Source organism: Mesorhizobium denitrificans (genome assembly GCF_003403035.1).
Classification (GTDB): domain Bacteria; phylum Pseudomonadota; class Alphaproteobacteria; order Rhizobiales; family Rhizobiaceae; genus Mesorhizobium_G; species Mesorhizobium_G denitrificans.
Map to the genome: position 1 here is coordinate 311,611 of NZ_QURN01000003.1, position 19,126 is coordinate 330,736.

At 57.5% G+C, this 19,126-nt stretch carries 19 protein-coding genes, 1 pseudogene and 1 riboswitch; of the genes and pseudogenes, 4 read left to right on the top strand and 16 right to left on the bottom strand.

Going from position 1 to position 19,126, the window contains the following annotated elements:
• Positions 1 to 10: 10 nt before the first annotated feature.
• The 3 genes from DY251_RS04880 to pxpA are packed head-to-tail and all read right to left on the bottom strand — an operon-like array spanning position 11 to position 2,345.
• Positions 11 to 1,375: an acetyl-CoA carboxylase biotin carboxylase subunit gene (locus DY251_RS04880; RefSeq protein WP_116622723.1), complete on the bottom strand. Its 1,365-nt coding sequence runs from the start codon at positions 1,373 to 1,375 to the stop codon at positions 11 to 13.
• Positions 1,375 to 1,608, bottom strand: a complete 234-nt coding sequence (locus DY251_RS04885; protein ID WP_116622775.1) for an acetyl-CoA carboxylase — start codon at positions 1,606 to 1,608, stop codon at positions 1,375 to 1,377. The genes DY251_RS04880 and DY251_RS04885 overlap by 1 nt, the downstream gene beginning before the upstream one ends.
• A gap of 14 nt (positions 1,609 to 1,622) precedes the next feature.
• Positions 1,623 to 2,345 carry a 5-oxoprolinase subunit PxpA gene (pxpA, locus tag DY251_RS04890; RefSeq protein WP_116622724.1) on the bottom strand — a complete coding sequence of 241 codons (723 nt, stop codon included), beginning with the start codon at positions 2,343 to 2,345 and terminating at the stop codon, positions 1,623 to 1,625.
• Positions 2,346 to 2,473: 128 nt separating this feature from the next.
• Between pxpA and DY251_RS04895 the strand changes: the two genes are divergently transcribed.
• The gene (locus tag DY251_RS04895; RefSeq protein WP_116622725.1) at positions 2,474 to 3,379 is read left to right on the top strand and encodes a LysR family transcriptional regulator; all 906 of its coding nucleotides are present in this window, start codon (positions 2,474 to 2,476) and stop codon (positions 3,377 to 3,379) included.
• Between the two features lie 17 nt (positions 3,380 to 3,396).
• On the opposite strand, the gene DY251_RS04900 is transcribed toward DY251_RS04895, so the two are convergent.
• From DY251_RS04900 to DY251_RS04950, 12 genes are all read right to left on the bottom strand, one after another.
• The gene (locus tag DY251_RS04900) at positions 3,397 to 3,963 is read right to left on the bottom strand and encodes a biotin transporter BioY (RefSeq protein ID WP_116622726.1); all 567 of its coding nucleotides are present in this window, start codon (positions 3,961 to 3,963) and stop codon (positions 3,397 to 3,399) included.
• Complete coding sequence (locus DY251_RS04905; protein ID WP_116622727.1) at positions 3,960 to 4,562, bottom strand: CbiQ family ECF transporter T component; 603 nt, start codon at positions 4,560 to 4,562, stop codon at positions 3,960 to 3,962. The genes DY251_RS04900 and DY251_RS04905 overlap by 4 nt, the downstream gene beginning before the upstream one ends.
• Positions 4,559 to 5,236, bottom strand: coding sequence for an energy-coupling factor ABC transporter ATP-binding protein (locus DY251_RS04910; RefSeq protein ID WP_116622728.1), 678 nt, complete (start codon positions 5,234 to 5,236; stop codon positions 4,559 to 4,561). The genes DY251_RS04905 and DY251_RS04910 overlap by 4 nt, the downstream gene beginning before the upstream one ends.
• A gap of 268 nt (positions 5,237 to 5,504) precedes the next feature.
• Complete coding sequence (locus DY251_RS04915; RefSeq protein ID WP_116622729.1) at positions 5,505 to 6,191, bottom strand: response regulator; 687 nt, start codon at positions 6,189 to 6,191, stop codon at positions 5,505 to 5,507.
• Positions 6,188 to 8,863, bottom strand: coding sequence for a sensor histidine kinase (locus DY251_RS04920; protein ID WP_116622730.1), 2,676 nt, complete (start codon positions 8,861 to 8,863; stop codon positions 6,188 to 6,190). The genes DY251_RS04915 and DY251_RS04920 overlap by 4 nt, the downstream gene beginning before the upstream one ends.
• A gap of 4 nt (positions 8,864 to 8,867) precedes the next feature.
• A complete protein-coding gene (gene kdpC, locus DY251_RS04925; RefSeq protein WP_116622731.1) occupies positions 8,868 to 9,428 on the bottom strand; it encodes a potassium-transporting ATPase subunit KdpC in 561 nt (186 codons plus the stop codon).
• A gap of 2 nt (positions 9,429 to 9,430) precedes the next feature.
• Complete coding sequence (gene kdpB, locus DY251_RS04930) at positions 9,431 to 11,476, bottom strand: potassium-transporting ATPase subunit KdpB (RefSeq protein ID WP_116622732.1); 2,046 nt, start codon at positions 11,474 to 11,476, stop codon at positions 9,431 to 9,433.
• A 12-nt stretch (positions 11,477 to 11,488) separates the two neighbouring features.
• Positions 11,489 to 13,198, bottom strand: coding sequence for a potassium-transporting ATPase subunit KdpA (gene kdpA, locus DY251_RS04935; RefSeq protein WP_116622733.1), 1,710 nt, complete (start codon positions 13,196 to 13,198; stop codon positions 11,489 to 11,491).
• Between the two features lie 29 nt (positions 13,199 to 13,227).
• On the bottom strand, positions 13,228 to 13,317 hold the full coding sequence (gene kdpF / locus DY251_RS04940; protein ID WP_199498787.1) for a K(+)-transporting ATPase subunit F: 90 nt from the start codon (positions 13,315 to 13,317) through the stop codon (positions 13,228 to 13,230).
• Between the two features lie 6 nt (positions 13,318 to 13,323).
• Positions 13,324 to 13,446, bottom strand: a complete 123-nt coding sequence (locus tag DY251_RS21865) for a hypothetical protein (RefSeq protein ID WP_281004436.1) — start codon at positions 13,444 to 13,446, stop codon at positions 13,324 to 13,326.
• Between the two features lie 105 nt (positions 13,447 to 13,551).
• The gene (locus DY251_RS04945) at positions 13,552 to 14,202 is read right to left on the bottom strand and encodes a pyridoxamine 5'-phosphate oxidase family protein (protein ID WP_116622734.1); all 651 of its coding nucleotides are present in this window, start codon (positions 14,200 to 14,202) and stop codon (positions 13,552 to 13,554) included.
• 107 nt (positions 14,203 to 14,309) lie between these two features.
• Complete coding sequence (locus DY251_RS04950) at positions 14,310 to 14,807, bottom strand: histidine phosphatase family protein (RefSeq protein ID WP_137113440.1); 498 nt, start codon at positions 14,805 to 14,807, stop codon at positions 14,310 to 14,312.
• Positions 14,808 to 15,005: 198 nt separating this feature from the next.
• Positions 15,006 to 15,083, top strand: a riboswitch (adenosylcobalamin (AdoCbl) riboswitch).
• A 45-nt stretch (positions 15,084 to 15,128) separates the two neighbouring features.
• On the opposite strand from DY251_RS04950, the gene DY251_RS04955 reads away from it, so the two are divergent.
• Genes DY251_RS04955 through DY251_RS04965 form a run of 3 tightly spaced genes read left to right on the top strand, consistent with a single transcriptional unit; the run spans position 15,129 to position 16,781 of the window.
• Positions 15,129 to 15,338, top strand: a complete 210-nt coding sequence (locus DY251_RS04955) for a CbtB domain-containing protein (protein ID WP_116622736.1) — start codon at positions 15,129 to 15,131, stop codon at positions 15,336 to 15,338.
• 11 nt (positions 15,339 to 15,349) lie between these two features.
• Positions 15,350 to 16,126, top strand: coding sequence for a CbtA family protein (locus DY251_RS04960; protein WP_116622737.1), 777 nt, complete (start codon positions 15,350 to 15,352; stop codon positions 16,124 to 16,126).
• A complete protein-coding gene (locus DY251_RS04965) occupies positions 16,092 to 16,781 on the top strand; it encodes a hypothetical protein (RefSeq protein ID WP_137113439.1) in 690 nt (229 codons plus the stop codon). Before DY251_RS04960 ends, DY251_RS04965 begins: the two co-directional genes overlap by 35 nt.
• A 53-nt stretch (positions 16,782 to 16,834) precedes the next feature.
• Here DY251_RS04965 and DY251_RS04970 read toward each other — a convergent pair.
• Positions 16,835 to 17,701, bottom strand: a pseudogene (locus DY251_RS04970) (MBL fold metallo-hydrolase); the annotation flags it as partial.
• Positions 17,702 to 19,126 lie beyond the last annotated feature (1,425 nt).

Below are 19,126 nucleotides of genomic sequence, written 5' to 3' on the forward strand. Positions count from 1 at the left end.
GCAGCTCCTGTCATCCCGCGAGTTTCGCGGCGTTCTCACTGAGCCAGCCTTCCAGCCAGCGGGTGTGCACATCCCCTTCCTGCACAGTCGGATCGGCTGCGAGGGCAAGGAAAAGCGGTTTGGTTGTCTTCAATCCACCGACCTGAAGCTCGGTAAGTGCGCGAACAAGGCGTGCGATTGCGGCCTCGCGCGTCTCACCGTGCACTATCAGTTTGGCGAGCAGGGAGTCGTAGAAGGGCGGCACCTGATAGCCGGGATAGAGCATTGAATCGAAGCGCACGCCCGGTCCGCCCGGAATGCGAAGATCGCTGATCTGTCCCGGAAACGGCGCGAAGTCGCGCGCCGGGTCTTCTGCGTTCAGTCTAACCTCGATAGCGTGACCTTTGATCGCGACATCGCGTTGCTTGATGCGAAGCGGTTCGCCACCCGCAATGCGCAACATCTCGGCAACGAGATCGATGCCCGTAATCGCTTCCGTCACCGGATGCTCCACCTGAATTCGCGTGTTCATCTCGATGAAGTAGAAGCGCTCGGCAGCATCGTCGTAGAGATACTCCACGGTGCCTGCACCGGAATAACCAACCGCGCGGGCCAGCGAGACTGCCGATGCGCAAAGATCTTCGCGCTGTCTTTCGGAGAGCGCTTTGGAGGGTGCTTCTTCCCAAACCTTCTGCCTGCGGCGCTGCAAAGAGCATTCACGCTCATAGCAATGGATGGCGTCATTGCCATCGCCCAGCACCTGCACTTCGATGTGACGGGCCTTGCCAATCACCTTTTCCATGTAGAGCCCGCCATCGCCAAATGCGGCCAGTGCTTCGGCGCGCGCTTGCGGAAAGGCTTGCTCGAACTCTGCCAGCGTATTGGCAATGCGGATACCGCGTCCGCCACCACCGGCCGCCGCCTTGATCATCACAGGAAAGCCCGTTTCCAAAAGGATTTCACGAGCTTCCTCGATGCTGTCCACGCGCCCGGCGGAACCGGGAACAACGGGGACACCGGCAGCGGCGGCGGCGGATCGGGCCGCGACCTTGTCGCCCATAAGGCGGATCGCATCTCCCGATGGACCGACAAAAACCAGCCCAGCCGCCGCCACGGCGTCTGAGAAACTGGCATTCTCGGCTAAGAACCCATAGCCGGGATGCACACTGTCACACCCCGTGTCTTTTGCGGCCTTTAGCAGCGCCTCAGCATTCAAATATGATTTCTTTGGTGCGGGCGGCCCGATATCCACCGCCTCGTCGGCGAGCTGAACATGCAGCGCTTCTGCATCGGCAACGGAGTGAACCGCTACCGTCGCAATCCCCAGATCCTTCGCAGCCCGGATGATCCGAACGGCGATTTCTCCACGATTGGCTATCAGAAGCTTCTTCAGCATCAGTCGACTTCCGCCAGCGGAGCGCCCGCCATCACAGGCTCTTCATTGTCCGCAACGAACCGAACATTCGAACCAGCGACCTCGGACTTTACTTCATGAAACGACTTCATGACCTCGATCAGCCCGATCACATCGCCAACCGCGACTGCATCGCCATCAGCCTTGAAGGGTGGCTGGTCGGGGGCCGAGCTGCGGTAAAACGTTCCGGGTAGAGGAGACAATATTTGCGCCATGCCGGGCTCCTTGCTCAATGCCATTGGGCGATCGCGTCGCGCACCGCGCTCGCGATCTCGATTGCGTTTGGCGTGTCGGAATGCACGCAGATGGTTTCGCAGCGCACCGGGAAAAAGCTGCCATCTTCTGCGGTGCCCTTGCCATCGCGGATGGCGCGCACGCAGCGCTCGGCCATCTCCACCGGGTCTTTGGCGTCGTGCACACGCGTAAGTATCAGCTTACCCGTCGCGTCATAGTCGAGATCGGCGTAGAACTCGGCTTTGAACGGAACGCCACGCTCCTGATAGATCTTCTCGTGAAGCGTACCGGTCATGCCGAACAGCGGCACGCCAAAGATTTCAGCCGCATCGCAAACGCCGTGCGCCACAGCCTCCTGCTCCATCGCCATGAAATAGAGGCTGCCATGCGGCTTGATGTGGTGAAGTTCCATGCCCTCCGCGCGCAAGAAACCAAGCAGCGCGCCGGTCTGGTACACAATCGAATTGCGCACCTCTTCGCGGCTCATGCGCATCGCGCGCCGTCCAAATCCTTGCAGGTCAGGCAGGCCAGGGTGCGAGCCGACTTTCACGCCATTCGCCTTGGCGCTCTTAACTGCAATCTGCATGTGATCGGGATCGGAAGCGTGGAAACCGCACGCCACGTTGGCAACGTCAATGATGGGCATCAGGCCCTCATCATCGCCTATGCGATAAAGTCCGAAGCTCTCGCCCATATCGCAATTCAAAGTTACACCCATTTGTCAGAACTCCATTGGATGCCTAATTTTTTTGCGCTGCAATAATTCTGTGCGCATCTTAACCAATTTGTGAAATAGTAATTTTCGGAAAGTGATATTAAAAAAACAGATAGCCTTGCGGAACCGCCATGCCGATCACTCTGAAGCAACTCAACTACTTCATCGCGACGGCTGAAACGGGCCAGGTGAGCCACGCCGCAATGGAGCTTAATATCTCCCAGTCTGCCGTTACGGCGGCGATAAAAGCCTTGGAGGACGAGCTTGGCGTGCGTCTGCTTGAGCGTACGCACTCCGGCGTAAAGCTGACGATAGAAGGTACGCGCTTCCTCGGCCATGCACGCAACATTACCGGTGCGGTTGCTGCTGCCGTCAGCAGCCCGTTGCGCGATCCGAAGGATCATTCGGGCAAACTGAAGCTCGGCATGACCTACACTGTCATGGGCTACTTCATGTCGCGCTATTACACGCGGTTTCGAAAGACCTATCCCGACATCGCAATTGACGTTAGCGAGCTGCCACGTACTGCTCTCGAACGCGCCCTGATCCGCGGCGAGTTGGACATGGCGGTCATGCTTGTCTCTAACCTCGCCGCCACGGACGAACTGGATCAGGAAGTGCTTATGCGTTCTACGCGGCGGCTGTGGCTGGCCAGCGATCATCCGCTTCATTTGAAGGAAGAAATCACCCTCGCCGATGTCGCAGAGGAGGATTACGTCATGTTGACCGTCGATGAGGCGCGCAAGACTGCTGTGCGCTACTGGGACGCGGCAGGCTTTAGTCCGAAAAGCGTTTTGACCACGAGTTCGGTAGAGGCGGTCCGCTCGCTCGTTGCGGCGGGCATGGGCGTTACGATCCTGTCCGATATGGTTTACCGGCCTTGGTCGCTTGAAGGTCAACGCATCGAAGTCCGGCGTCTCGTCGATCCGATCCCCAGCATGGACGTTGGCCTTGCCTGGTCGCGCGAACGTGCTATCGGCCCTGCCGCAGCCACCTTCCGCGCCTTCATGTCCGTGATGATGGGGGGTGGTGGCTGATTGCATCTCGATCCGCCTTATGGGGCACGCGGAGTGAGTAGCGGATAGCCGGCCAACACGGCGCGCGCTGCAAGTGCTGCTGCCAAGGCTTTCAGCAAATCACCGGGAATAAAGGCAAGTGAGCCATACGCTACGGCCGAGAGCGGTGTCCCTGCAACCGCAGCTACCCAGGGCATGCCAACCGCGTAAAGCGTTATGATACCGCCTGCAGCGCAGGCTCCGAAGAGCGCCGCGATCCGCGCAAAATCCCCCTGCCCCTCTCGTATAGCGCGTTCAGCGAGATAGCCCGTCACCCATGCAGCCAATATCCAGCCGAGAATGAAGCCACCTGTTGGACCTGCGAGGATTGCCAGCCCACCGCGTCCGCCGGAAAGCACAGGCAGGCCCGCAGCCACGAGCAACACGAACAACAGCAGCGCCAGCGCTCCGCGTTTTGCGCCCAGAATACTGCCCGCGAGCATCGCGCCCATGGATTGCAGCGTGATCGGCACGGGGATGAAGCCCAGCATGATTGGCGGCGCCAATCCCAGCACAGCGACAAGAGCAGCAAAAAGAGCGATCAGAACGAGGTCACGTGTTTTCATGGCCGCAATCCTCGCGCATCGATGGCATCAGCGATAGCGTCGGCACGCATCAGTACGCGAATTGCGAGCGGCGCCATGATCGTCCACGGGCGCACCTTCAGGCCGCGCGCCCGATGTGCATCTACCAACTCGCTATATTGCGCGCGAATGTCGGGTATCAGCCGCAGGCAAAGCCCGACGGCAAGCCCGGCATCTCCGCGCTGCATCAGCCCCATTCGCTCGAACGGCCGCGCCAGTCGGTCGATGACAGCGACGATCTCCGCAAGCTGCGTCGTCGCCGTGACAATCGCAGCCGCAAGGACAAGCACAGTCACGCGCAAAAACACCGCCACCGCTTCAGGTACGGGAAGCACCAACAGGTTGATTGCGAAGAACAGCAAAACAGAAATCAGAGCGGGTCTTGCGAGCCGCAACGCAGGAGTTAATCCGCCGCTCACATGCGCAAGGATCGCAGCCGCAATCACCAGCGCGGCAACCAATACGTCAAGTGAATGAACCAAAAACAGTATCACGCCGAGAATGGCGAGCGCTGCCAGTTTTGTTCCGGCTCTTTGTCGGTGAAGCCAGCCCTGTCCCGTCGTGATCGGAGTCGACATCATGCTGCCAACCTCCTGTAACGGTCTATTGCATCCCGTGCCGAACCATCGGCCTCCAACCTACCTTCGTGAAACAGCAGCACGCGCGGCAAGCTTTCCGCAAGTTCAAGATCATGCGTGACGATGATCGCGTCTTCGTCCAAGGCCTCAATCGCGCTCACTACGATGCGCCGGTTTTTCAGGTCTAGCTGGCTGGTCGGTTCGTCAAAAACGACAAGGCGCGGCTCAAGCGCCAGCACGCTGGCCATCGCAGCAAGCTGAACTTCACCGCCGGAAAGTTCGTGCACTCTGCGCCCAGCGAGATTTTCAGCACCCAGGCGAGCAAGCGTTGCGGCACAACAAGCATCGGCCTCGCGGGAAACAATGCCCCGCGCCTTCAGGCCGAATAATATGTCCTCACGAACGACAGGCATGATCAGCTGGCTCTGCGGCGTTTGAAAAACGAAACCGGTCCCGGCGGCGCGACCGTCCGAGGGTGACTTTATCTCGACTCCATTGACGGACACGCTGCCCGTGCTTGGCGACGTCAGACCGATCATCAGGCGCGCGAAAGTGGTTTTGCCCGATCCGTTCAGCCCGATAATTCCAACGCGCCGCCCTTCCAGTCTCAGATTCAGCGGTTGAAGCGCGACACGCTCCCCGAAGCGCACGCCGCAATCTGCAAACCGGATATCCAAGTTCGAATCTCCCTGCTTCGGGGCCTGCCCCCGATATGGGATGAACGTGGTCAGCGGGTCGGCTTGTCAAGTCGCAGCCTCGGCTGGTGCTGATCTCGTCTCTGACGATCACATCGGTAAAACTACCGCCGGTATCGACTGAAACTCGACATTTCATGCGTTACGGTCTCACAGAAAAGCCCGGAGAGACTAACGTCATGCCGGCGACCCCGGCTTGGCGATGCGCGCACAATCTTTTGGTTAAAGCTGCAGCGAGGACGCTTGTGAACTACGCGATCACGAGCCGGTATCCGACACCGGGTTCTGTGCGGATTATCTTTGGATCGGCTGCGTCGCGTTCTATTTTGGCGCGCAGCTGCCCGATGAAAACGCGAAGATATTGCATGTCATCAGCATGCGCCGGCCCCCAGACAGAGGTGAGCAGAGTGCGATGCGTCACCACGCGTCCCGCATGATGCACCAGAAGCGCAAGCAGATCATATTCTTTCGGCGTCAGTTTCAGATCACTGCCGTCACGGCGCACGCTTCTGCGCAGCGTATCGATCTCCAATCCGTCAATCACCAAGCCCGTTGCCCCGCCATCCTGCGTGACGCGGTGGCGAAGCGCTGTGCGGATACGCGCGGTCAGCTCTCCGATTCCGAATGGCTTCTCGATATAATCGTCCGCACCGATATCAAGCGCGGCGATCTTTTCAGCCTCCTGGTCGCGTGCAGACAAAATGATGATAGGCAGCTGCGACCATGCGCGCAGGCGCTGCACGACCTCCTTGCCATCCATATCTGGCAGCCCCAGATCCAGAATTATCAATGCCGGAGCACTTGTAGCGGCAAGTTTGAGCGCTGATGTGCCATCATCGGCCATAACAACGCTATAACCCGCCGCTTCCAGCGCAGGCTTGAGGAAGCGCTGGATTTGTGGCTCGTCATCGACAACGAGAATCTTGTCCGCGCTCATTGCGGTATCTCGTTCGGTTCATGGCCCGGTATGGGAAAGCGCAGCGAAACGCGCGTGCCACGCTTGCGAATTGCGGGGCTCTGCGCCCGGATCGTTCCGCCCATCGCTTCAACGAATCCTTTGGCGATGGCAAGACCAAGTCCTGTCCCCGGTGTGCGCCCATCCGGCTTTCCGCGCCGGAAAAACTTCTCGAACACCTTGTCCAGTTCCTTTGGCGGAATACCTTTGCCCATATCAGTTACGGACAGCACCACCTCGTCGCCCTCGCTGCGCGCATAAATAGCGATTGGCTCGCTGCCTCCATATTTTACCGCATTGTCGATCAGGTTGAACATGACCTGTCCCAGCAGAACGCTGTCGCCGCGAATAAGCGGCAGTTCCTTCGCAATGCTGGTCTCGATCTGTCGGCCAGGGAAATATTTTGCTGCGCGTTCAAGCGTGCTTCGAACCACATCGGCGACATCCACCCAATCGCGCCTCGCATCGACCGTGCCGGCTTCAATTTTTGTCATGTCCAGCAGGTTGGAAACGAAGCGATTGAGCCTGTCACTTTCCTCCTCGATGGAAGCAAGCAGGTCAGCGCGGCTCGCCGGGTTCATCTTTGAACCGAGCTGGCGAAGTGAGGAAACCGCGCCCGAAATTGTGGCCAGCGGCGTTTTCAGGTCGTGCGAGATTGAAGATAGCAGCGCCGAGCGGAAGCGCTCGCCAGCCGCTCGTGCTGCCTGGTCGAGACTTTCCTTAGACAGCCGCGCGCGATCTATCGCAATCGCCGTCTGATCCAGAATGGCGCCGAGCGCCTGCTCCTCTTCGGGGTCGAGCGGTTGCTCTGCCAGCTTCAAGCCCACAACGGCACCGATTCCGCTCGATGTTCCGAGCGCCCGAAACTGAAAAGGCGAGTTCGGCAGCGTTCCCGTCGCATTGCCTGCAGTCTCATTCTTTTCCGCGGCCCAGCGCGCCGCAGTCATGTCTGTCACGTCGAGTTCGGTGTCAGGTGGCCAAGCGGCTGCGAGGTCAAGCGTGCCATCGGCGGCAGTCAACACGACGATCTCGCGGCGCAACGTGGTTTGCAATTGGCTGATCGCCGCCCAAACAACGTCATCCGCGTTTACCGTGCCCGAAAGCTTGCGCGAGAAATCATAGAGCGATTGCGTGGCCACTGCTCTGCTGCTGGCTGTCATCGCCTGCGCCGAAACGCGCGAGGCGAGCCCACCCGCAATCAAAGCCGTTACGATGAAAACAATGAGGCCGAACACCTCGTGCGGCGAGGCGATAGTAAAATCGCCGGTCGGCTGTATGAAGAAGAAATTATAGGCGACAGCGGAAAGAAGAGCCGCCACCAGCGCCGCGAGCGAGCCGCCATTCACCGCGGAAATCACAACGGCAAGCAAGTAGACCAGCGAGACATTCGGCAGATCGATGAATTGTTCGATGATCGCGCCAGCGATTGTGGCAAACGCGACAGCCGCAGCCGGAATGCCAAGTTCTTTCGCCGGGTCGCGAAACCAACGCCGTACTGTAGCACGTTTGCCCGGCGAAGGCGCAGTAACGCCCTCCGCCGTGACGACATGAATGCCGACACCCGACACACGTGCGATCAATGCATCCGGCAGTGATTGCCTGAACAGGCGCATAACCCGCGACGGACGCCGCGCGCCCACGACGATCTGCGTCGCGCGCTCCCGCCTTGCGGCCTTCAATATTTCTTCGACAAAATCATTGCCCGTCATCCGGCGCGTCTCAGCACCCAGGCTCGTAGCCAGCTTGAAATTAGCGTCGATAATTCCGCGTGCTTCCAGTGTTTGCGCAGGCTGGTCCGGCCGCTCGACTGTAATCACAAGCCAAGGCGCATTCAGTCCCGTGGCTAACCTCGCAGCAGCCCGCACCACTTTTTCAGAAAGGCCATCAGGGCCGATGCAAACAAGCAAGCGCTCCGATGTCTGCCAACTATCATCGATGGCATTCTGTTTGAGATAATCCACGACCTGATCGTCCACCCGGTCGGCGGTACGGCGCAATGCCATCTCCCGCAGCGCGGTCAGATTTCCAAGCCGGAAAAAACTGTCCGCTGCCCGAGCGGCATTGTCGGGCAGATAGACCTTGCCCTCCTTCAAACGCTCGATAAGCGCGGATGGCTCCAGATCGACGAGCAGCACATCATCGGCGCGTTGCAGCAACGTATCGGGCACGCGCTCCCGCACTTGTATCGAAGTGATCTGCTGAACGACATCAGACAGGCTTTCGAGGTGTTGCACATTCACGGCAGACCAGACATCGATACCTGCCGCGAGCAATTCCTCCACGTCCTGCCAGCGTTTCGGGTGGCGGCTGTCCGGCGCGTTGGTATGAGCCAGTTCATCCACGATGATGATGCGCGGCTTGCGTGCGAGCGCCGCATCCAGATCGAACTCTTCGATCTCGCGCCCCTGGAGACTAAGCTTGCGGCGGGGCAGCACTTCCAGCCCGCCGAGCAAGTTTGCGGTATCGCTTCGCCCATGCGTTTCAACCAGACCGACAACAATATCGACGTCTTCGGCTTTCAGCTTGCGGGCGCGTGAAAGCATGGCGTAGGTCTTGCCGACGCCGGGCGCCGCGCCGAGAAAAAGCGTGAAACGGCCCTTGCCGTTGTCAGCAAGGGCGAGCAGCGAATCTGGATCTGGGCGTTGGTCAGCCATCGGTTCAGCCGGTTTTATGCGCGTCTAACGCCATGTTGAGCAGCAGGACATTGACGCGAGGCTCGCCGACAATACCGAACAGGCGGCCTTCAGTGAAGCGATCAACAATTGCATCGACATCGCTTTCGGATATGCCCCGCGCCTTTGCGACGCGCGTGATTTGCAAGGCAGCGAATTGCGGCGAAATGTGAGGGTCAAGGCCCGAGCCGGAGGCTGTCGCACCGTCGCCCGGCACCGCGCCTGCCGATTGAATCCGCTCCAGATCCGATTTCACACGTGCTGCGAGTTTTGCCGAGGTTGGGCCAAGGTTAGATCCGCTCGATGCTGCCGCATCATAGCCCGTACCCGCCACCGAGGGGCGCGGCCAGAAATATTTGTCCGCCGTAAATTGCTGGCCGATAAGCGCCGAGCCGATCACCACGTCACCGTTACGGATTAGCGAGCCATTCGCCTGTGCCGGAAATGCCAACTGTGCAACTCCGGTGACAGCAAGCGGATAAGCAATGCCGGTGAGAAGTATGAATGCGAGCGTGAGAACGATCGCGGGGCGAAGATAGGTTTGCATGGTTACACCAGATGAAGGGCCGATACAGCAATATCGACCAGTTTGATACCGATGAATGGAAGAACCAATCCGCCGAGCCCATAGACCAGAAGATTGCGCCGCAGCAGCGCCGCTGCCCCGACAGGCCGGTAGGTCACGCCTTTCAGCGCCAGCGGTATAAGCACGACGATGATCAGAGCGTTGAAGATTACCGCCGAGAGAATGGCGGACTGCGGCGACTTCAGCCCCATAATGTTCAGCGCTGACAGCGCCGGATAGGTGGTCACGAACAGCGCGGGAATGATCGCGAAGTACTTTGCAACATCATTCGCGATGGAAAATGTCGTCAACGAGCCGCGCGTCATCAGCAGTTGCTTGCCAATTTCGACGATCTCGATGAGCTTGGTCGGACTGGAATCCAGATCCACCATATTCGCGGCCTCGCGCGCGGCCTGAGTGCCGGTCTGCATCGCAACACCCACATCTGCCTGCGCAAGCGCGGGTGCGTCATTGGTGCCGTCGCCGCACATTGCAATCAGCCTCCCGCCTTCCTGTTCCTTGCGAATGAAAGCGAGCTTCTGCTCCGGTGTTGCTTCGGCAAGAAAATCATCGACGCCCGCTTCAGAAGCGATGGCCGCTGCGGTCACCGGATTGTCGCCAGTCACCATCACGGTGCGGATGCCCATGGCCCGCAGCGCGGCAAAACGTTCCTTGATCCCTGGCTTCACGACATCCTTGAGATGGATCACGCCCAGCAGTCGGCTGCCGTCCACCACGGCAAGCGGCGTACCGCCCGTGCGTGCAACCGAGTCAACCGCTTGTCGAAATTCGATTGGCGCGTCCTTCGGCTCTATGCCCGCCAGCTTGAGTGCTGAATCTACCGCACCCTTGCGCAGCGCGCGGCCATCCATATCAACCCCGGAAAGCCTCGTTTCTGCGGCGAAGGGTATGACTGCATCGGGCTTCTTGGTGGTGGGCGCAAGTCCATAGTCCCCCGTCGCCAGCGCCACGATAGAGCGACCCTCCGGCGTTTCATCAGCGAGACTTGCGAGCAATGCCGCCTCTGCAAGCATCTCTTCCGACACGCCGGCCACAGGCAGAAAGTCGGTTGCCATGCGATTGCCGAAAGTAATGGTGCCGGTCTTATCCAGCAGGAGCGTGTCGACGTCGCCCGCGGCCTCAACCGCCCGCCCTGATGTGGCGATAACATTGAAGCGCACCAGGCGATCCATGCCTGCAATGCCGATTGCCGACAACAGCCCGCCGATGGTCGTCGGAATGAGCGTCACCAGCAATGCCGCCAACACGGTTACTGTCAGAACGGTGCCGGAATATCCGGCCAATCCCCACAGCGTTACCACCGCGATCAGGAAGATCAGCGTCAGGCCGGACAACAAAATGGACAGAGCTATCTCGTTCGGCGTTTTCTGGCGTTCCGCTCCTTCGATGAGGGCAATCATTCGGTCCACGAAGCTCGAGCCGGGAGCAACGGTTATGCGTATCTTCAACCAGTCGGACAAAACTTCGGTGCCGCCTGTTACGGCAGATCGATCGCCGCCGGCCTCACGGATCACGGGAGCGGATTCGCCCGTAATGGCGCTTTCATTCACCGATGCAACGCCTTCGGTCACCTCACCATCGCCGGGGATCAACTCGCCAGCCTCGACAATGATCAGATCGCCTATCTTCAGATCGCTCGCGGGCACTTCGGTGACTTCGATGTCGTCAGCGCTCACCAGCTTGCGCGCAGTCAGTTGCGAACGCGTGCGCCGCAATGTTTCCGCCTGCGCTTTGCCGCGCCCTTCCGCTACCGCCTCCGCGAAAGTGGCGAACAGCACCGTAAACCACAGCCAAACCGCTATCTGTCCCGAGAAACCGGCCTGCCCGTCCGCCGTCACGAGGTCGCGAACGAAGAATAGCGTTACCAATGCGGCTACGACTTCCGTTACGAAAATAACCGGATTGCGCATCAGCTTGCGCGGGTCGAGCTTTACGAAGGCATCGCGCAGCGCGGGAACCAGTATCGCTGGATCGAACAGGCTGTGCGCCAATGCAGGGGTGCTGGACATGGTTCGCGTCCTCTAGAATGTTTGGCCGGCAAGCATGGCGAAGTGCTCGACGATAGGGCCAAGTGACAACGCCGGGAAAAACTGCAGGCCGCCCATGATGAGAATGATGCCGCTGAGCAGGCCAGCGAAGAGCGGCGTTGTCGTTGGAAATGTGCCAGCCGTCGCGGCAGCCCGCGGCTTGGCGGCGATTGAACCTGCCATAGCCAACACCGGTACAGCATAGGCGAAGCGGCCTAACAGCATCGCGATACCGAGTGTGGTGTTGTACCAGGGCGTATTCGCAGAAAGCCCGCCAAAGGCCGAGCCATTATTGCCCGCCGCCGAGGTAAATGCGTAGAGGATCTCAGACAGGCCATGCGGCCCGCTCGTGCCGACGCTGGCAACCGCAATCGGAAGCATCGAGGAGATGGCCGCAAATCCTAGTATGGCCAGCGGCAATATCAGCACCGCCAGCATCGCATACTTCATCTCCCTGCCCTCGATTTTCTTGCCAAGCAGTTCGGGCGTGCGCCCAACCATCAGCCCAGCGACAAACACAGCAAGAATGGCAAAAACGATCATGCCATAGAGGCCCGAGCCGACACCGCCGGGCAGAACCTCGCCAAGCTGGATAAGAAACATGGGAACCAGCCCGCCCAGCCCGGTAAACGAGCCATGCATACCGTTGACACCACCATCCGAAAGCCCGGTGGTCACGGCGGCATAGGCAGCGCTCATGGCTTGTCCAAACCGCACCTCCTTGCCTTCCATATTGCCCAGCGCAGGATCAACTCCGAGCGCGCTCAATATCGGATTGCCGGCGCTTTCGGCCCAATAGATCACGCCCGTTCCAACAAGGAGAAACAGCGCCGTGACGGCGAGAAACGTCCAGCCCTGACGCCGGTCGCCCACCATCTGACCGAAGGCGTAGACAAGCGCAGCAGAGATGGCGAGCATCGAGACAATGTTGAGGTAATTCGACAGAGCCGTTGGGTTTTCGAATGGATGCGCGGCATTGGCGTTGAGGAACCCGCCGCCATTGGTCCCAAGCTGCTTGATAGCTTCCTGACTGGCGATCGGCCCAATAGCGATGGTCTGTTGTGCGCCATCCAGAGTAGTCGCGCTCACCGATGCATCGAGCGTCTGAGGCAGACCCATCGCCGCGAAGGCAAGCGCAACGAGAATGGACAGCGGCAGAAGCACGTAAAGTGTCGAGCGGGTCAGATCGACCCAGAAATTGCCAACAGTTCGAGCGCTGGAGCGGGCGAAAGCACGCGTCAACGCCATCGCTATAGCGATGCCGGTTGCAGCCGATACCAAGTTCTGGACCGTCAGCCCGGCCATTTGGCTGAAATTACTGAGCGTGGTTTCGCCGCCGTAGGATTGCCAATTGGTATTCGTGACGAAGCTCGCAGCGGTGTTGAAGGCAAGGTCGGGAGACATGCCTGCAAAACCCTGCGCATTCAGCGGCAGATAGAACTGCAGCCGCAGGATCGTATAGAGCGCAGCAAAGCCCGCCATCGAGAAGGCAAGCATCGACAGCGTGTAGGCAAGCCAGCCCTGTTCCTCATCCGGCCTGATGCCGGCGGCGGCATAGAATCCGCGCTCGACAGGTCCGAAGACAGGCGCAAGCAGGGAGCGCTCGCCCGAAAACACGCTCGCCATATAAAGACCAAGCGGTTTGACCAAAGCAGCAACGATAAGAAAGAGAAGGCCAATTTGCAGCCAGCCGGTAATTGTCATGAAAATGCTCCTGCCTTACCGAACCTCGCTCAAAAGCGCTCCGGACGGATCAGCGTGACAACGAGGTAAATGCCGAGCGCCAGCGCGACGGCCAGACCGATAAGTGGTTCGATCATCATCGCACCTCAGATGCGGCCCAGCGCACGCGCATAGATCGCCAGCGCGCCGAGCGCACCCAGACCAAGCGCAAGATAGAAAATGTCGGCCATCGAAATCTCCAAAGCTTCCGTGCCAAGGAGATAGTTCAATCGGCCATCAAATCTCGATTGGGAATTTGTATCCCGCACATAAGGAAAACATAAAGATCAGTGTCGTTCGAAGAGCTGGACGGCGCGGCAGATCGCGCGAAGCTGTCAATAGAGCGTCCGCTTGTAGTCCTCTTCCAGATCTTCATCCATTTTGCGCATCTCGTCCTTGTCGTTTGGCGCGCCGGTGGAGTCGTCCAGAATTATCTTCACGAGAGACGGCATCTCGCTGCGATCTTGCAGGTGGTCGGGACTCCACAAATGCGAGCGCCGGAATGCCTTGGCGCAGTGCATGAAAACTTCGCTCACCTGCACCACGATTGCGAGTTTCGGAGCGCGTTCGTTGACGCTCATCGTCTCCAACAGCTCCGGATCGGTTACGAGCGTCGCGCGGCCATTCACCCGCAGCGTGTCGTCAAACCCGGGAACCATGAACAATATTCCCACATTCGGATTTGCGAGAATGTTGACAAACGTATCAAGACGGTTGTTGCCCGGCCGGTCAGGTATCGCCAGCGTTTTATCATCGAGTATTTTGACAAAGCCGACAGGGTCACCGCGTGGGCTCACATCGGCCTTGCCGTCAAGGCTCTGCGTGCCGATGCAGAGAAACGGCGAACGGCTTATAAAGTCCTGCGCATGCTTGCTCAGCGAAGTCTGGCATTTCTGTATGGCCAGTGTGTGGGTCGCGCCAAACAGGCCGCGAAGCGATTGCTCATCTGCGACGGTGAGGTCTGGATTAAGCTCGAATTTCTTCATTTGCTTGCCCCTCGCAAATTCTGTGCTGGCTCAGTTATGCCAATACAGGCACAAACGATGAGGCTTGTGTAGCCCGGCAACTCGCGCACGTGCGAAAACGCCGCTTTTCAATCCTCTGCCTGCTGTTGCAATCTGCCCGAAACGAGAGGCAACCCACTCGACCTGAGCGCCCAGCGCCGACCGTCGTTGCGAATATCCGTAACCGTGGCTGGCGCAATGTCGATGCTCCAAAATGTGCTCAGCGGAGCCCCCAGAATGTTCGCCACTATTGCGCGGATCACCGCCGCATGTGTCACCGCTATGACGTTGCTGCCCTCGTTCGCGCATTTGTCGATCCAGCTTCTGGTGCGATCAAAGAGCATTTCGATACTCTCGCCGCCGTGACCGGCAAAACCTGGATCAGCAATCCATTGCGCGAGCGAATCAGGCGCCTCGCTGGCTATTGCGGAAATCGACCGCCCTGCCCAATCGCCGTAATCAATGTCCCGAAGGTCCGCATCTTCGTTGCAATCAAGCGAAAGCGCTTCCGCAGTTTGTCCTGCAGCGATGCAAGGGCTCATGAGCTGCAGTCCCTTGGTGTGATACGACAGCTTCAACCCTTGCATGGCAGCTTTTGCTTTAGTTTCCAGCGGTTCGTTGGCGGGAAACGACGCATTTCGGTTCGCAGCGGTGGCCGCCTGGCAGATCAATTTGAGGCGAAAGGGGATTGGTCTTCACTCCGTTATGCCGGGCAAGCCTGCTGCAATACTGATCAGTCTGATTGACAGCCAGCCTGCGCGTCAATACCGTTGAATTTCAGTCCACGATAGGGGAAGCCGGTGCAATTCCGGCACGGTCGCGCCACTGTAACCGGAATTGTCCGGAAGTCAGACCTTCTATCGCCGCTGAAACGCCGCAACGGGACGCGTTATCCCAGGAGAACTATTATGTCTGACATCACTTTTGCACCGGCTCATCAACCGGTAGCCATTCCGATAGCCGAGGTGCTTCCTTGGGCAATTTTCGGTGGCCTTCTTCTAATGATCGCGATTTACTTCGTCGGCGCTGAAGAAGGTGCGACCTCGCTCATATCGGGAATGTATATTCACGAATTCGTGCATGACGGTCGCCATCTGCTCGGTTTCCCCTGCCACTAAGGGGAATAGTCATGGTTGGATCATTGCTTATGCGCGGGATGCTGATCGGCGTCCTCGCGGGTCTGGTCGCGTTCGGTTTTGCGCGGATTTTTGGCGAGCCACAGGTTGATCTCGCAATCGCCTTCGAAGAACAGATGGCAGCGACAGAAGCCGCACAGGCTCCGGCGGGCGATCAGCCTGCAATGGAAGAGACAGACGAAGGCTTGCCGGGCCGGGGAACTCAGGCCGGATTGGGCTTGATCACCGGTCTGGTCGTCTATGGTGCTGCGGTGGGCGGCATTTTTGCACTCGTGTTTGCTTTCGCTTATGGGCGCCTCGGCGCAATTGGCGCTCGCGGCCTCTCTGCAGTGCTTGCACTCGCAGCGTTTGCATCCGTCGTGCTCGTTCCGCTTCTCAAATATCCTGCCAATCCGCCTGCTGTGAGCCTGGATGAAACGATAGGGGCACGCACAACCCTCTATTTCGTTCTTCTCGTGCTTTCTGTTGGTGGTATGGCACTCGCATTCGCCTTGGCGCGCCGCTTGTTGGCGCAACACGGCACTTGGAATGCAACACTGATAGCGTCCGCCGCCTACGTGGCGTTTATCACGGTCGTCTTGATCGCAATGCCTACGATCAATGAGATGCCAGCCGGATTTTCTCCTGATGTTCTTTGGAATTTCAGGATTAGTTCGGTGGGAATTCAAATCATTATCTGGGCTGTGATTGGATTAGGGTTCGGCGTACTTGCCGAAAGAGTGCTTGGCGAGTTTCGTGGCAGTGCCCGCCTTGCTGGCTCTTATCGCTAAGCTTATCGATCGTTCCCCGAACAGAGTGCGCGCTCACAAGTGCGCACTCGATTTTTTGACGGCTATCGTTGCAGCAATATTGCTGGTACTCGCGGCGCAGCCCACTTGGGCGCACAGCCGCCGTGAGAGCAATGCTACAGTGACCGGGATCGCAATCCCCAGTCTCACGCATGGTCAGATGGCTGTAATCTCTGATTATCGCAAAAAGATCCTCAACCTCGCAGCAACACAAAGCACCTCTCAGGATGCTCCGTTTAGTCGAGTGTTGAACTTCGCGCGGATCCAGTTTGCATACTGCATGTGGGGTCTGGTCCCATATAGCGTCAAGGACGAAGCCAGCCCCTTCAACGAATGTAGCCACGCATATCTCGCCGCCACAAAAGAACTTCTGATCAAAATGAGTCAGGAAAACCCTGCCAACGAGCAGGTCGTCGAGCTTATGACGCAAATCGATATGGACATGGTTCGAAACAATACTTCGCTCGTGCTCTGCCAATATAGCGATGAGAGCTTCAACACCGCTGATGTCATCAAGCCGGATTTTCGCCGCGTTGCGCTCCATCCGCCGAGCTTCGCCGCCTTTGCGGGATTTCTAGTGATTATCGTCGGAGGATTTTTTGTAGCGGCCCGAGCCACACGCGTTTCTGCCAGGTAGCTGAACCTTCGCGACAGAGGCAAAGGCCATGCACCATGGTCGCTATTGTTGCGTCACCAGACAATGTCGCCAAAGGCGTTGACGGGTATCTTCAGATACTGCTTTCCATTGGCTTCAGCAGGCGGCAGTCTGCCGCCCGATATGTTCACTTGCAGCGCGTGCAAGATCAGCTTCGGCATGGGTAAGGTCGCATCCCTGCTCCGTCGCATCGCCACGAAGCTCTCTTCATCTTGTCCGCGAATATGTTGATTGGCGCTCTTTTGCTCGGCGATCGAACTTTCCCATAGTGGCTTGCGCCCGCCGGGCTGATAATCATGTCCCGTAAACAATCTGGTGTTTTCTGGCAGCTGAAGAATGGCCTGTATCGACTGCCACAGTCGTTGCGCATCGCCACCCGGAAAGTCAGCTCGAGCGGTTCCGGAATCCGGCATGAAGATCGTATCGTGGATAAACGCGGCATCGCCGATCACATAGGTCACCGATGCAAGCGTATGCCCCGGCGAATGCATCACCTTTGCGTCGATCGAACCAATTTTGAATGTGTCTCCATCGGCAAACAGGTGGTCCCATTGCGAACCATCGGTTGCAAGGTCAGGCCAGTTGTAAATTTCTTTCCAAAGCGCCTGAACCTCGACAACCCGCGCGCCAATGGCGGTGGGAGCACCAGTCTTCTCCTTCAGAAATTGCGCTGCGGAAAAATGATCCGCATGCGGATGTGTATCCAGAATCCACTCAACGGTCAGATTCCTATCAAGAACATAGTCCAGAATCTGCTGCGCACTATTGGTCCGCGTGGAGCCAGACTTCTCGTCATAATCGAGAACGGGATCAATGATTGCACAACGACGGGTCGTCGGGTCGCTGACGACATATTGGATGCTGAAAGTGCGCGGGTCAAAAAAACCCTTAACCTCTGGTTTTCCGGTATGATTTCGGTCTGGTTCTGGCACTTGGCGCTATTTCCTTTTGTTTGCTCAGTCTAGCGATTCGTGTTGCAAACTCTATGGACCAAATGTTCAAAAACGGCTCTTGAGCTTTTCCGCCACAATAAATTTCGTCCTTGAAATCGAAATGCCCGTCGCCTCAATATTCAGGCCGACGATGCGGACGCCAACGCCAGCTTTAGCCGGGCCGCACGCTATCTCGATCCTCCAAGGCGCACCTCCAAAGCGCATGTTTGAATTGATCATTTCTATAAACGGTCGCCTCTAAATTTTAGGCATTTATGTTATTTAATATAAAATCTACCTCATCTTGTATTTCGACAATATTATCACTAGTATCAATATATAGTGTTGCATATAAAGGATCTGCCACAATCGCACTCCAGCTTCAGAAATCAAACGCAAGCGGGGTTTGTGCGCCATTATCGAAGACCCTGCATGCATCAAACGTCTTTCGACCTTTCCCGGTCCAAACCAGAGTTAGGGCACATAACATTTATCAAACCGGCCTCGGACGCAGAGGCCAAGTATCAACATTTAAAGGTCTATCTTCAAATTCTCTCGTTGCTTCATTGTAAGCTCGGACGCGTCAGATATGACAATTTCCTTATTTAAAGGATCACTCCCCACTCCCATTACATAAAACACGACAGTTCCGCGTCGAAAGCACTCTCATTTTCCACAGAGTTGTATTCACCACCGAAGCTAACGCTGTTGGGAATCCTATCCACGATAATTCCCGACCGCCCCTCAACATGGAGAACCCCGCAGTTCTTCACCGCCGGCAAATCTGGGGTGGTTCCTGTCGGCTAAGCCAACGGCTCCTCATTGATCATGAAAAGACCTTCTCGAAAGAGGCTCTTTAGTTTCGCCCGGCGATTGGAAAAGTGATTGAAATCACTAACCACGTCTTCAATGCGGTCAGTAACTCTTACCAAATACGAGTTGCCAATCTTTTCAATTGGGAACCCTTCACGGGATATTCTTCGCTCATCAACTTCGTGAGCATATAAGTCTCCGAACCACATCGCCCATCCGATGTTTGTCAAACCAGATATCAAACGATTGGTATCGCCAATCCTAAACGCACACTTGAAAGACCCGTTCAAAAATCTCGACCACGCTTGAATTTGAATTTCGTCTCCCAGCTCCGCCCGCGATATGCGCGCAGCGTCTCCAGTTATGACATGTAGCCCACCCAGTTCAGAAGATGAAACTGCGCACCAGTTGCGAAACAAATTCAGCCAGTCAGGGCCGGAGCCAAATTGTGCCTGAAAAAATATCCCACCAGGAATCCTTTCCCCACGCTGTTGATTTCCACTCAGAAGTGAGCCGGGTTTTCCATCGAGAAGTGAGCCACCTCTGATTATGGATTTCGAGTCATGCTGGGGTCAATACGGT

Excerpts from the sequence above, each read along its gene's own strand:
- DY251_RS04880 (WP_116622723.1), bottom strand. The coding sequence starts at position 1,375 with ATGCTGAAGAAGCTTCTGATAGCCAATCGTGGAGAAATCGCCGTTCGG.
- DY251_RS04885 (WP_116622775.1), bottom strand. The coding sequence starts at position 1,608 with ATGGCGCAAATATTGTCTCCTCTACCCGGAACGTTTTACCGCAGCTCG.
- pxpA (WP_116622724.1), bottom strand. The coding sequence starts at position 2,345 with ATGGGTGTAACTTTGAATTGCGATATGGGCGAGAGCTTCGGACTTTAT.
- DY251_RS04895 (WP_116622725.1), top strand. The coding sequence starts at position 2,474 with ATGCCGATCACTCTGAAGCAACTCAACTACTTCATCGCGACGGCTGAA.
- DY251_RS04900 (WP_116622726.1), bottom strand. The coding sequence starts at position 3,963 with ATGAAAACACGTGACCTCGTTCTGATCGCTCTTTTTGCTGCTCTTGTC.
- DY251_RS04905 (WP_116622727.1), bottom strand. The coding sequence starts at position 4,562 with ATGATGTCGACTCCGATCACGACGGGACAGGGCTGGCTTCACCGACAA.
- DY251_RS04915 (WP_116622729.1), bottom strand. The coding sequence starts at position 6,191 with ATGAGCGCGGACAAGATTCTCGTTGTCGATGACGAGCCACAAATCCAG.
- DY251_RS04920 (WP_116622730.1), bottom strand. The coding sequence starts at position 8,863 with ATGGCTGACCAACGCCCAGATCCAGATTCGCTGCTCGCCCTTGCTGAC.
- kdpC (WP_116622731.1), bottom strand. The coding sequence starts at position 9,428 with ATGCAAACCTATCTTCGCCCCGCGATCGTTCTCACGCTCGCATTCATA.
- kdpB (WP_116622732.1), bottom strand. The coding sequence starts at position 11,476 with ATGTCCAGCACCCCTGCATTGGCGCACAGCCTGTTCGATCCAGCGATA.
- kdpA (WP_116622733.1), bottom strand. The coding sequence starts at position 13,198 with ATGACAATTACCGGCTGGCTGCAAATTGGCCTTCTCTTTCTTATCGTT.
- kdpF (WP_199498787.1), bottom strand. The coding sequence starts at position 13,317 with ATGATGATCGAACCACTTATCGGTCTGGCCGTCGCGCTGGCGCTCGGC.
- DY251_RS04945 (WP_116622734.1), bottom strand. The coding sequence starts at position 14,202 with ATGAAGAAATTCGAGCTTAATCCAGACCTCACCGTCGCAGATGAGCAA.
- DY251_RS04950 (WP_137113440.1), bottom strand. The coding sequence starts at position 14,807 with ATGCAAGGGTTGAAGCTGTCGTATCACACCAAGGGACTGCAGCTCATG.
- DY251_RS04955 (WP_116622736.1), top strand. The coding sequence starts at position 15,129 with ATGTCTGACATCACTTTTGCACCGGCTCATCAACCGGTAGCCATTCCG.
- DY251_RS04960 (WP_116622737.1), top strand. The coding sequence starts at position 15,350 with ATGGTTGGATCATTGCTTATGCGCGGGATGCTGATCGGCGTCCTCGCG.